This window comes from candidate division KSB1 bacterium (assembly GCA_022566355.1).
Lineage (GTDB): Bacteria > Zhuqueibacterota > JdFR-76 > JdFR-76 > DREG01 > JADFJB01.
In genome coordinates this window covers 1-12,744 of sequence record JADFJB010000125.1, presented here as the reverse complement: position 1 = coordinate 12,744, position 12,744 = coordinate 1, and the positions used below count along the sequence as shown (strand labels likewise).

General features: G+C 36.9%; 12 protein-coding genes. 6 read left to right on the top strand and 6 right to left on the bottom strand.

Features of this window, described 5'->3' with window-relative positions; genetic code table 11:
- Both IIC38_17170 and IIC38_17165 read left to right on the top strand, forming a co-directional pair.
- A partial coding sequence (locus IIC38_17170) for a T9SS type A sorting domain-containing protein (protein ID MCH8127664.1) occupies positions 1 to 215 on the top strand: 215 nt, incomplete at its 5' end.
- Positions 216 to 306: 91 nt separating this feature from the next.
- Complete coding sequence (locus IIC38_17165; protein ID MCH8127663.1) at positions 307 to 495, top strand: hypothetical protein; 189 nt, start codon at positions 307 to 309, stop codon at positions 493 to 495.
- A gap of 210 nt (positions 496 to 705) precedes the next feature.
- Here IIC38_17165 and IIC38_17160 read toward each other — a convergent pair whose 3' ends face one another.
- The 6 genes from IIC38_17160 to IIC38_17135 form a co-directional block, all read right to left on the bottom strand.
- Positions 706 to 1,614: a hypothetical protein gene (locus IIC38_17160; GenBank protein MCH8127662.1), complete on the bottom strand. Its 909-nt coding sequence runs from the start codon at positions 1,612 to 1,614 to the stop codon at positions 706 to 708.
- Between the two features lie 326 nt (positions 1,615 to 1,940).
- Positions 1,941 to 2,801, bottom strand: a complete 861-nt coding sequence (locus tag IIC38_17155) for an HDOD domain-containing protein (GenBank protein MCH8127661.1) — start codon at positions 2,799 to 2,801, stop codon at positions 1,941 to 1,943.
- A gap of 238 nt (positions 2,802 to 3,039) precedes the next feature.
- On the bottom strand, positions 3,040 to 4,227 hold the full coding sequence (locus tag IIC38_17150) for a TraB/GumN family protein (GenBank protein ID MCH8127660.1): 1,188 nt from the start codon (positions 4,225 to 4,227) through the stop codon (positions 3,040 to 3,042).
- Between the two features lie 433 nt (positions 4,228 to 4,660).
- On the bottom strand, positions 4,661 to 5,833 hold the full coding sequence (locus IIC38_17145) for a pentapeptide repeat-containing protein (GenBank protein MCH8127659.1): 1,173 nt from the start codon (positions 5,831 to 5,833) through the stop codon (positions 4,661 to 4,663).
- A gap of 10 nt (positions 5,834 to 5,843) precedes the next feature.
- Positions 5,844 to 6,650, bottom strand: a complete 807-nt coding sequence (locus tag IIC38_17140; GenBank protein ID MCH8127658.1) for a CYTH domain-containing protein — start codon at positions 6,648 to 6,650, stop codon at positions 5,844 to 5,846.
- Between the two features lie 301 nt (positions 6,651 to 6,951).
- Positions 6,952 to 7,989, bottom strand: a complete 1,038-nt coding sequence (locus IIC38_17135) for a hypothetical protein (protein MCH8127657.1) — start codon at positions 7,987 to 7,989, stop codon at positions 6,952 to 6,954.
- A gap of 176 nt (positions 7,990 to 8,165) precedes the next feature.
- Here IIC38_17135 and IIC38_17130 point away from each other — a divergent pair, with 176 nt between their 5' ends.
- The 4 genes from IIC38_17130 to panB all read left to right on the top strand — a co-directional run bounded on the left by IIC38_17130 (position 8,166) and on the right by panB (position 12,498).
- Entirely contained in the window at positions 8,166 to 9,122 is a 957-nt protein-coding gene (locus IIC38_17130; protein ID MCH8127656.1) for a PorV/PorQ family protein, read from the top strand.
- A gap of 58 nt (positions 9,123 to 9,180) precedes the next feature.
- A complete protein-coding gene (locus IIC38_17125; protein MCH8127655.1) occupies positions 9,181 to 10,335 on the top strand; it encodes a cysteine desulfurase in 1,155 nt (384 codons plus the stop codon).
- A 70-nt stretch (positions 10,336 to 10,405) separates the two neighbouring features.
- A complete protein-coding gene (mnmA, locus tag IIC38_17120; protein ID MCH8127654.1) occupies positions 10,406 to 11,524 on the top strand; it encodes a tRNA 2-thiouridine(34) synthase MnmA in 1,119 nt (372 codons plus the stop codon).
- Positions 11,525 to 11,661: 137 nt separating this feature from the next.
- A complete protein-coding gene (gene panB, locus IIC38_17115) occupies positions 11,662 to 12,498 on the top strand; it encodes a 3-methyl-2-oxobutanoate hydroxymethyltransferase (protein ID MCH8127653.1) in 837 nt (278 codons plus the stop codon).
- Positions 12,499 to 12,744 lie beyond the last annotated feature (246 nt).

Genomic DNA, 12,744 nt, shown 5'->3' with positions numbered 1-12,744 from the left:
AGATTCCGGAGGCAGGTTATGTAGTTCTGAAGATCTACAGCATCTTAGGGCAGAAAATCCGCGTGCTTACAGAGGCCTATTATGAAGCCGGATATCACAGCTTACGCTGGGATGCCAGAGATAATGCAGGCAATCCGGTGCCAAGTGGTGTGTATCTTTACCAGCTACGAGCAGGAGAATTTTCACAGGTGAGGAAAATGAGTTTGATGAGATAAGGAAAGAGGACAAAGTAACAAAGTGTAGAGAAGAAAGAAAAATAGAAAAAGGAAAAATACAAACTCAGACTTTCTTGTCTGTTGCACGCCAGTGTCATCGCGAGGAGCGAAGCGACGTGGCGATCTCATTCATGATCCCAGGAGATTGCTTCCGCTAACTGGCGAATTGCAATTACACTTAATTGTTACGACAGATATTCTTGTCTGGCCATGCCTCAAAAAACGGAAAAATGAATATAGCCCAGGAATTTATTCATGGGTACTGAATGAAGAAAAATAATGCGAAGTCCCGCAGTCACGAATGAAAAAGAAAGTCGAAAAGGATCAAAGCAAGAGATATGAGCCGTGAAACGGCAATGGTTAAACGGCAGATTTGAATTATGATAAACCTATTATGAAATTAAATGGGTAGAACAGACATTCTTGTCTGTCCACACTAAAAGCATCTGCCATAATTACAGACAGGAATGTTTGTTTTACCAGCCCAACATCACTTCCGCTTCACCACATCGCCGTTCTGAAAATTGCTGCCTGAAATGAGCTCTGCTTTGGACGCTTTACCACCAACCATATCAGAAACCACTTTAATAGTCCCTACTTTTTCTAATTCGGCACCGAGAGAAATACCGGTATCCGGATCGATGAGCTCTTCACCTTTTCGGTAAACAAAAAGAACATCATTCACTTTTACACCCGCAAGAGAGCCTTTATTGATGATTACCCTCGTATCTCCGTCCATTTTAATAACTTTGGCAATTAATTCACCAACCTTGATATTCTTGTCCATAATATCAACAACATCATTGATGGCTTCACGGGTTGCTTTTCCCACCAATGAATCGTCAAATTGGCTGCGATTACGAAAATTTAGCTTGGGTGTACTCAGGGATAGACCTTTTTTGCTTTTGTCTTTTCGGACATTGTCAGAAAAAATAATTTCACCGGTTTCTACATTTACAATTCGAATATCTATGGCAACTGTCGCCTCTTGTTTTTTTATACCAATCCCGATACCTTTAACGCGGCCGCCTAAACTTTCTTTGGAATAGCCAAACTCGCTTACACTGCCAATAATAGCATATTGAACACCAAGTAATTTACCTACTTTAGCTGCAGTCTGTTGTGTAATTGCACCTGATTGCCCCAGTTTTTGTTCTTGCATGATTTTGTCCAAAGCATTACGTTCGTATACCTTAAATTTCCCGGATTTAACCAGGGCGGTCACCAGCATGTCTGACATCCCATAACCAACACCCTTGCCATGCCACCAACGGTAACTGCGCTCGGTTTTATCTTCGAAATCAAAAACAGCAACCCGCTTTTCTTGCGCGATCGCACAGTAGGGTAAACTCATTAAAAATAAAATAAAAATGAGCAGGATATGGGTAAGTTTTTTCATTTTTAGCCCTCCTTGGCTGTTTATTTTGAAAAGAAGTTTCGGGTAATTATTAGTAAGATAGCTCAAAAATACCTGAAAACCAATAGCAAATTCAAGTTTGAATATTATTATTTTGAACCTTCAGTTTAACAGTGAATGATTTGAAATATTCACCACAGAGATCGCCGAGAATGCAGTGAATAGATTAAAACAAAGAATTAAACTTATATTGATTTACCAAAAAATACAGAATGAATTACGTTGAAATAATAAGTTTTAGAAACAACTCTGTGTGTTCAGCTTTTGATGAATTAAGTAGGCTAATGAATTGGAAGGAAGAGCTTGTTCTAAATTAAAGTGGTTTTGAAGAGCCGGAGTTGATCGCCTATCAATTTCCGAAAATAATCTTTGTCTTCTGTGAGCTCAAACTCATGGAACATAGATTTTTCTTCCTCAGAAGGGGAGAGTATATTAAATCCTAAAATTGTGACAAGGATATTAGCCAAACCGACAATTCCTGAAAAAGAATCACTGGAAACGATATGATGATGTGCCGCAACAGCTTCTACTATGTTTTCCGGAAGGTTCCATTTTTCAAGGAGAACGGCTGCAACTAAAGTATGAGAAAAACCAAACATGGCTTCTTCATTTTGTAGAAATTTGGAACTGTCAAGGTCTTTCAATTTAAGTATTTGAAGATACTGATCTTGAAATCGTTCGATAAGAACCAATTTACCGATATCATGGAGCAATCCTGATATGTAAGCGGATTCAATATCCGAATTCCCATTTCTACCAGCAATAATTTTTGATAAGACCGCTGTTGCAATACTGTGTTCCCACAAGCCCTGGTAATATTTTGAAAGGGGGCCTGGTTTGTAGAATAAGTTATACGCTGTTGCTACTATAACCAAACTTCGGATAGAATGCATTCCCAATAAAGCAACCGCATCTTGAACGCTGTTGATTCTTCTTGGAAATCCGTAATGGGCGGAATTGGCTAATCGCAAGACTCGTGTTGCTATGGACGGAGAGCCGCAAATTACATCTGCTACCCTTGAAGCCGAGCTTGTTGGATTATTGGATAATTCGATTATTTTTTTAAGAATGATAGGCGGTTCGGAAAATCCGTCGGTTTTATTGAGGATATCAAGTAAGATTAAATCTGCTTGTTTTGTATCTGGTGTATTTTGAACAACTTGTGTCATGCATATAGCATCGGCGTTTTCTTTAAGCTTCTTAAGTTTTGGTTAGAACTATTGTTATGAATTATATGAATATGGGAAAATTATTTTGACAGGATTTACTGGATAGATAGGCAAAAATAATATTTTTAGTAACCAAAACATGGTATATTTGATTCAACCAAACCCCCCTTAAAAAACCGTAATAAATCTAGTTTATCTTGTAGATCTTGGCCAAAAGAAGGAATCAAAAAATTCAAAATTAAAAAAGATTTGAAATGATTTCGTAGGCGCCAACATATGTGCCAATCACACTGCCAATTCCCGTTAACAGGAAGACCAGGAGCAACCTCAATAATTTATTTTTCCACCACATTTTTAGGTTAAGGACATCGCTGCTTAAAGTCTGAAATTCTTTCACAACTGGGGGTGAAAAATAAACCTGTACGAATGCTGTTATATAACCTGCACCAATCAGCGGGGTTAGACTGGTGATCGGCGCCGCAATAAATGCTGCCAGAATGGTAAACGGGTGACCTAAAGCTATTATAGCGCCAATGCTGCTTGGAATTCCATTGGCCAGAATCCAATAAAGCATATTATCCCCGGCTGCAGAAGCTCCTTTGATAAATCCTATATATGCAATTGAACCTAGAATAATTACCGGAATCCCCCAGCCGATTACTTTCCAGATTGGCGAAACGGGTGGTATTATTTCAATTTCCCGTAAATCTTGCTGGTGATTCTTTTCCAGGGCCTCACTAATTCCTTTAACATGTCCGGCCCCCACTACAGCTACAATTTTTTTCCCTGATACTAATCTCATTTTCTGGGTTAGATAAACATCCCGTTCATCAATTAATACTGTTTTTAGAACCGGCATTGCTTTGCCTAATTCATTCATTAATTCTGATAGAACATCTTTCTCTTTGATTTCTTGAAGAAGTTCTTCAGAAATATCATGTTTTTCGAAGGCGCCAGCCAAGCCGACTGATATCAACTGAAATTTTTTTAAAAATGACATTGAATTCCAGGCTCGACGTAGAGTAATACGAATATCTCGATCGCATAATTCAACAGGGATTTGTAACTCTTTTGCGACTTTGGTCGCTTCAAGTAATTCAACACCAGGCATCACGCCAAGTTTTTCGCCAAGCTTCTTCTGGTAAGATGCCAGCAACAAATTAACAATTAAGGTAGCCAACTGTTTTTGGCGAATTATTGTTTTCAGATCCAATTCTTCCCATTTTTTTTGTTGTTCCAATGCTTTGTATCTTTGTGGATCCAGTTCAACACAAACACAGTCGGGCTTTTCATTTTCAATAACTTCTCTAACTAGGTCGGCTGATTTTTGTGAAATATGGGCAGTCCCTACAAGGATGAATTCTTTTCCGTCCACATTCACGATTTGGACATCCGATGGATATTTTTTTACTGAAGATTTCAATATTCTCTCAATATTTGGTTGTTCTTGGAATTTTCTTAGTCCATAAATTTTTGAGTCGAAAATATACTAATTATTTTATGATAAAGCAATCTAGGTAAGTAGTGAATCGACAAAGCAAATAAAAAAGGTTGGAGTGATTTTATAAAGGAAGTACTTATTTTATTAACACCTGGCTGAAGCTTGGCGAAGGGGAAAAATAAAAAGGAAAATCGACGCTTTAACGTTTTCTTTAAACTGTACTCCCGATTAAATGAATCATTTTTGTTCTTCAATTATAAAAATTCAAATTGATTGTGGTTTCACTGAATAACCGAAAAGGATTGTTTATCAAAGTAAACTGGAAATATTTGTTCGTCGAAAAAATAGAAAATTATTTTTTGACTACCTGTGAAAATTTGGGAATTGAGATCGTAGGGAAATTATAGGATGAAATAATTTAATTCTTATTCAATTTACTCAGCAGTGATACTGTCGGCGCAATGATATGGTCGCTAATGGATGGCAGTAATGAATCAATGTTCTTGTAATGAAAAATCGGTGAAATCCATGGATAATCTTGTTTGCTTTCGAAAATCTCCCCGTATTCAATCCCATTGTCTTGCACTAATGGTTGTACCGGGACCCATGGAATATTTTTAACGATTTTTTGTAATTCTTTGGTAACACTGGTTGATCCGGTTATGTCTGCAATAATAAATTTGGAAATTCGAGCTAAAGTTGCAATTTTCTCTGTAATTTCTTTGTTCGCCGAACCATTTAAACCAATTAATACCGGTAAATAGTTATGGCTGCGTAATTCATCTCTAATTGCATCTAATACATCCTTCCGGTCTTCTGAGAACCTGCCCAATATGATAACAATATTTGATGTTATTGATTCAATAACACTATGAATATTTCTGTTGTTTAATAGAAGATTAATCAATTGGGAAACATCAAAATTATCCACTTGAATGAGAAGATCATTGCCCTGGTTAATTTGCAAGCTCTTTTGAATAGTATTATCTAAAGTTAATTCTGATGCAGATATCCCGAAAATATTTGCATTGGATATATCGGCATTACTGAGGTCTGAGCCAATCAAACTAGCAGTGCTAAGGTTACTATTGCTAAGATCGGCGCTGTTCATATCAGCTCCATTCAATATTGCATTTTCCAGGTTTGCACCGCTAAGGTTGGCTTTTGTTAAGATTGCATTGGTGAGATTGGCTCCCCTGAGATCTGCGTTACTCAAGTCAACTTCACTTAAATCTGTTCCTTTTAAAGAAGCATTATTTAAATCAGCAAAAGACAGGTCCGCAGCATTAAGGTTAGCCCCATTCAAATTAACTTCACTTAAAGAGGCATTTTTTAAATTAGCGCCTTTCAAATTAGCTATACTCAAATTAGTTTTCCGTAGAAGGGCATTCTCTAATTTTGCACTGTTAAGATCAGATCCTACAAGACAAGCACCATGAAGATCTACATTACTAAAATCAATTTTTGTTAGTACTGCACTGATCAAATCAACTTCACTAAGATTCGGATGGATATCGGAATTTTTGCTTTTCCACTCATTCCAAATATTCACACCTTGTTTTAGAATCTTTAAATGCTCTTGATCCGGCATTGTGTTTTCCTTATTTATTTGTTCGATTCTGATCCAAATACTTTTTGATTCTTTTATAAGCTACCGGTTTTAAATTATTACCAGGATAAATTATGTTTTGAATCGATCCTTCTTTTTCTAAATGCTCCAATGCTTTACCAATTGATAGTTTGTTATATCGCCATTTTAAAGCTGATTTCTTGTATTTTTTAAACAATTCATTGCAAACTTGTTTTAAAAGTTTGCCATTTCCAGGGTTTTTTTCTTCAATTTCAATTTCATAGTGATAGACCTCTTGTTTCTGAAGTTGATAAATTGTTCTGTCAATGGCTAATTCAGCAAGTATTATGCCATTTTTATCATTTGGATCGACAATATTTCGGATGGTTCGAAGGGTTTCCCTTTTCTGGATAATTATTAGTCCAAGAAGTGCCATTGCTTTCCTTGGAATTTTTGTTTGATCAATTTTTTCCCAATTTGGTAAATAAATCCCTTTGGTTTCTAATTCAATTAAAATTGTTTTGATATTATCCTTTGACCAGGGGAGTTCGATCTCTTTTCGGATGATTCCGCCTGAATCTGCCAAGCTTGATTTACCTTTAAATGTACATAACCAGGCACCTTCGATATTGCGAATTCGTAGTGATAATTTACTTCGCATCAATAAATGGTCTTTTGTATCATAGTAGATATCATATATATTTTTATTTTCAGCCGGCCTTAATATATAGCCGGATATTGAATTCAAACCAGCTATAGAATCAGCAATGTCATTGGAGTTTTTAGATGAAATAACAAGGGTTATTTCATGTTCAATATTTCTTTCTTTTTTTGTCATATATTTCTTTTTTTGATAATAAAATAAATTTGTTGTCACGGATTGATTCAATCTATCTTAAATTGTAACAGGTGAATCATCTTGAGACAATTTTTTTTATAACAACAATTTTATCTAATCAGGTTTTGGGGTATTGATTTAAGAAATATCTTCGACAATTCTATTTTATCAAACAGCAGGGAAGAAGTCGTATTAATTTTTCTTCAATTCTTTAAGCATTGTTTCAACAGTTTCACAAGAAAAAGTTCATTCAATTGATGTTTAATAAACCTCATCCATCTTATAGATCCTGCTTTAAGAATTATTTTTTCCAAAAAGACAATCCTTTTTGAAAGATACTTTGGAAAGGGGATAGCGACAAGGATTTTACATACTTAAACGAAGTATTGGTTTTCTCGGCAATAGGCAATAATGCTTTATTAAGGACAAACCTGGCAGGATTTATCGTGTAACTTGCGAATGATAGGATTTCTTCACTTGTACTTTTACTCAAATCTTTGAGAACAGTTTTGACCCGCGAATAGATATCAGAAGTAATATCCCGCGTCGAAGTTAAAATGACACTGGGAGAAGGGTATAGATCTTTGTTTGATTTGATATAAACATACTTGCAATAATTCTCGGCTATCATTGAAACCCTGGTTAATAAGCACGCATTTACAAAACCATCTGCCATAGAGCCTAATATTTTATCCACAAAAGGAATACTTCTTACACTGTCTGAAGCCAGTTTTGATACGGTTTCATCAATTGCATATTCAATGGCTTCCGAGCCTCCGATTGCCAATGAATAATATATTTGTCTTCCGATGCCAAATAGATCTTTATTTGACACACGACCATTAAACAAAATAAAGATTTCTTTGATCAGGTTTATATTTGCCGATAAGATCAAGATTGCATCCAGAAAACCATTTTGTGCAATTGAAGTAGCGTAGAAAAGATTGGTAATATATTTTTTTCTGATTCTGGCTGTTTCCTTTTCCAGAACTTTAATAATTTTATCATAATTTTTTTGTGCATTTTCAACTGTCGAAAAATCAAATTCGTTTTTCAAAAGGTATGGATTTGATCTGAAACGATCCAAACGTCGGTTAATAGCCTCATCCGTTTCATCCGGATTGGTTACAGGTTTGAATCCTTGTGGCATTTTTAGGATTTTTATTAATGGCAAAGCTCCAAAATAAAATAAAAATCCTGCCGAGATAAAAAGAAAGATATATCCCCATACAGGATGTAAAGAACGAATGAGTACGTATAACTCGATAAATTCCCGAATTATGAAAAACGACAAAATGACCGTTAGAAAGAGTAGTATTTTTTTGATTTGTCTTAGCATTATTTGTTTAGCTAGAATCTAATTCAAACTTCGTTTAATATACCAAAAAGTTTTACAAATGTTTAGTAAACTTACCGGAACCACTCTCATATCAGTGAGTAGAATTCAGTTGAATTTGAATGCATTCAACATTAGTTTTACTACAATATTAAATCACTCTTATTTTGGAGTTATGGATGCTTAAGAAAATAAGTACTATATTGGTCGTATTCATATTTTGTTTTGAGACAAGCTATGTTTATGCCGACAGGCCCGGTTTTGAATTTTTAAGGACCCATGTCGGCGCCAGGCCTGCTGCACTTGGCGGCGCATTTTTGACCTTCTCCGGTGATATACACTCGGTTTATTATAATCCTGCTGCATTAACCACACTTAATTCACGCCAGTTGACATTCTCGTACTTAAATCACTTTCTGGATTTCCAATCCGGTTTTTTTGCTTACTCCTTTACTGTACCAAATTTTGGAAGAGTAGGGGTGGCTTCGCATTTCATAGGTTATGGTGAATTCAACAGAACAGATGAACTTGGAAATGAAAACGGTACCTTCGGTGCAGGAAGTCTCTTAATGATGGCCGATTATGCTCAAGAAATTGCGCCAAATTTTTCCGTTGGAATTGCCATGAAATATATTCGCAGTACTATCGCTGAATTTTCATCCTCTGCGCTTGCAGGGGATTTTGGAATTTTGTTCAGAATACCCGGTAAACAGCTCTCTTTTGCTGCCGGAATATTCAACCTGGGATCGGTAACCAGTGCTTTCATTGAAACCAAGGACGATTTGCCCGTAAGTATCCGAGTAGGTGTAAATAAATCATTAGAACACTTGCCATTGCAGTTAAGCCTGGAAGGCTATCGCTATAGAGATGAAGATCCGGAATTTGTTATTGGAGGCGAATTCACTCTAACACCATTTATATTCCTTCGATTAAGTTACAATTCCATCGGGAAAGATCAAAAATTAAATGACAGTGGTGACCGGTTTGCGGGTATATCGATAGGTACAGGTATTTCTCTGGACAAATCCAAAGCTTTTGACGGAATGTTCTGGGAAAAATTGAATTTTGATTATTCTCTTTCATCGGCCGGTGATGTAGGTGCCCAAAACCGAATTTCAATTGGTATCTCTTTTTAGCTTTTATCCAAAGTTATATTTTAGATTTTCTTTTAATTAATTAGTTAAGGAATGAAAGGTGACATCAGTATACCTTGATTTTAGCGCTACAACTCCGGTTGCTGATGAAGTCTTACAGGAGATGCTGCCTTACTTCTCCAAAAATTTTGGTAATCCATCCAGTATTCATCAGTATGGTCAAAAATCCAAAGCAGCTCTTGAAACAGCAAGGGAGAGAGTCGCTTCCGTTATTCAAGCAAGATCCGCTGAAATTTTATTTGTCAGTGGTGGAACTGAATCAATCAACCTGGCAATTCGAAACGGCCTGGCTTCAGGTAACGGCACAGTTCATCTGATTACAACTGCCGTAGAGCACCGAGCAGTCCTTGAAACTTGCCGGCAATTAGAGAAGAATGGAGTCTCGGTCACCTACCTTCAACCGGATACATATGGTATGATCCACCCCAACCATATTGCCGATGCAATTCGACCTGAAACAAGGTTGATTTCGATCATGCATGTAAACAATGAAATAGGTACTATAAATCCGATCGCAGAAATTGGAGAAATATCCCATGAACGGGGAATCCTATTTCATACGGATGCTGTACAATCTTTTGGGAAATTACCCATTGATGTAAACAAAATGAATATCGATTTGTTATCTTGTTCGGCTCATAAAATTTATGGGCCCAAGGGAGTAGGTGCTTTGTATATCCGGCAAGGTATTCCGTTTAACAAGCTGATATTCGGAGGCGAACAAGAAAGAAACAGGAGAGGGGGTACAGAAAATATTCCGGGAATTGTCGGTTTTGGCAAAGCCGCTGAACTTTGCGGTAGAGAAACGACAAGACGATCTGATCATTTGAAAAATCTGCAAAATCTCCTATGGGATAAAATCCGGGAAAATATTCCGGATGTTTTTTTAAATGGCCACCCAATCAGGAGATTACCCGGGAATTTGAACATTGCCTTCACTGGTATTGATGCAAATTCGTTGTTAATTTCTTTGGATATGAAGGGCATTGCAGCATCAAACGGATCGGCTTGTTCTTCAGGAAGCAGCAAACCCTCTCATGTTTTGGCCGGTATTGGTCTACCACCGGAAAAAATTAATGGAACATTGCGGATTTCTCTTGGCAGGACAAACACAATTGAGGAAATTGAATATACCGCTAAAGTTCTAGTTGAAGAAGTGAAGAGAATAAGATTACTTCGGAATAAAAGCAGGTGAAATATCGTTGCAAAACCGTGGATATCATTATACCATTTGTGACTTATAACCTGATTCACAAAGAAATTGAATGAATAGATCTATTCCAAAAAATTCAATCGTAGTTGTGGCAATGAGCGGAGGTGTGGACAGTTCGGTTGCAGCGGCTCTTTTAGCACAGCAAGGTTATCGTGTCATTGGAATTACTATGAAGTTGTGGGAATTTCGGGAGGTTGGTGGGAATACAAAAAGAGAAGCCACTTGTTGTACCATTGAAACCATGAATGATGCCAGAGATGTTTGCCAAACGCTAGGCATTCCGCATTATGTTGTCGATTTTCGCGATGATTTCAACAGATATGTTGTTGATGATTTTGTTTCCGAATATTTACTGGGACGTACCCCAAATCCTTGTATCAATTGTAACATCAAAATTAAATGGGAATCTTTATTGAATAAAATGGATGAATTGGGGGCTGACTATCTTGCTACCGGTCATTATGCTCGAATTGGGTATAGTGAATCCCAAAATAGATATTATGTACAGAACGCTACGTTTGCTGCTAAGGACCAATCTTATGCATTGTGGGGGTTGACACAAAAAAGTCTATCCCGAACAATTTTCCCACTGGGTGAAATGACCAAGGCTGAAGTTCGTAAAACTGCCGATAAACTGGGACTTAAAACCGCTGATAAAGTCGAAAGCCAGGAAATTTGCTTTGTGCCTGACAATGATTACCGCCGGTTATTAAAAGAACGTTTGCTGGCAAACAATGAAAATCAAAATATTGGTGGTAATATTGTAACTACTGATGATGCAACCATCGGCACCCATGAAGGGTATCCGTATTTTACAATTGGACAGCGCAGAGGGTTAGGAATTGCCCTGGGTAAACCTGCTTATGTGGTGGATATATTGCCCGAAGAAAAAAAGATCGTCGTTGGAAATAAATCAGATTTATTAAAAAAAGGATTATTGGCAAGCAAGATTAATTGGAGCGCCATAGATGCATTAAAAGGGCCGAGTCGGTTTTTCGTAAAAATCAGATATCGAGACCCGGGCGCTTTTGCAACTGTTTCCGCCAAGGGAAAAGATTTGGTGGAAGTTTTGTTTGATGATCCTCAATTTGCAATTACTCCCGGGCAATCGGTAGTTTTTTATGACGATGACAAAGTAGTGGGGGGTGGGATTATTGAAAAAAGTTTCTGAAGTAATAAATAAAACAGTTTGGTAAACCGATTGATTATCAATGTAAATAGACAGTTCGAGTTTAGTATATTCAAAAATATTCCAGATAAATTACAATAATTAAATAAACTATAACCTATCAACTAATAACGCACCAAATGAGTATTACTAACCAAAATAACAAATCAACGAATAGAAAAACAAAAATTACCGCTCCCGATATTATTGCAATGAAAAGGCGAGGCGAGAAAATTGCCTGTTTAACAGCGTATGATCATTTAATGGCCAAGCATTTAAGTGAATCCAACATCGATTTGATATTAGTCGGGGACTCTGTTGGAATGGTGTTTTCCGGGTATAAAAATACGATTCCCGTTACTGTAGATGACATCATTTATCATACTCGTGCTGTGGCTAGAGGGAATGAACGAGCCTTGGTGGTTGCAGACATGCCATTTATGTCTTACCAGGTTAATCTGGAAGTGGCAATTGAAAATGCCGGCCGATGTATCAAAGAGGGAAGAGCAGAAGCTGTTAAATTTGAAGGTGGAAGTTGGTTGGCGGAAACAATTTCGTATTTGGTAAAAATTGGAATTCCCGTAATGGGCCACTTGGGATTAACTCCACAATCGGTTAATACGATTGGCGGATATCGGGTGCAAGCCCGGGAAGAAAAAAAAGCTGAAGAATTATTAACGGATGCCATTAAACTGGAAGAAGCCGGTGCGTTTTCCATTGTTCTGGAAATGGTGCCCTCAGAAGTCGCAAAAACAGTTACAGAAAGACTTTCAATTCCCACTATTGGTATTGGAGCGGGACTTCATTGTGATGGTCAAATATTGGTAACGCATGATTTATTGGGGATTTATGATCATTTTAAACCAAAATTTGTGCGTAGATATGCGCATATGGCTCCTGAGATGAAAGAAGCGTATGCACGATTCATTAAGGATGTGAAGAGTAATTTATTTCCCTCTGAAGAAGAATCATTTTAGCATTGAGTAAACTGGTTTCGGCTGTGTTAATCTGTAATGAAGTTAGCGACAGCATTTATATTTGGTGAAATTATCGGCATTTCTTTTTCCACTATAATAACTTCGATTTATTTTTTCAATTCTCATTAATCTATCATAATATGTAAAAAAAGTTACATTATTGAGTCTACTCTAAACTAAAAACCGATGCAATCGCTTTTTCCAAAAGCAATGTTACATAAAAACAAATACTTATGAGAGCGATTG

Bases quoted from the DNA above. Each gene is read 5' to 3' on its own strand.
- IIC38_17160 (MCH8127662.1), bottom strand. From the start codon at position 1,614: ATGAAAAAACTTACCCATATCCTGCTCATTTTTATTTTATTTTTAATG.
- IIC38_17155 (MCH8127661.1), bottom strand. From the start codon at position 2,801: ATGACACAAGTTGTTCAAAATACACCAGATACAAAACAAGCAGATTTA.
- IIC38_17145 (MCH8127659.1), bottom strand. From the start codon at position 5,833: ATGCCGGATCAAGAGCATTTAAAGATTCTAAAACAAGGTGTGAATATT.
- IIC38_17140 (MCH8127658.1), bottom strand. From the start codon at position 6,650: ATGACAAAAAAAGAAAGAAATATTGAACATGAAATAACCCTTGTTATT.
- IIC38_17135 (MCH8127657.1), bottom strand. From the start codon at position 7,989: ATGCTAAGACAAATCAAAAAAATACTACTCTTTCTAACGGTCATTTTG.
- IIC38_17130 (MCH8127656.1), top strand. From the start codon at position 8,166: ATGCTTAAGAAAATAAGTACTATATTGGTCGTATTCATATTTTGTTTT.
- mnmA (MCH8127654.1), top strand. From the start codon at position 10,406: ATGAATAGATCTATTCCAAAAAATTCAATCGTAGTTGTGGCAATGAGC.
- panB (MCH8127653.1), top strand. From the start codon at position 11,662: ATGAGTATTACTAACCAAAATAACAAATCAACGAATAGAAAAACAAAA.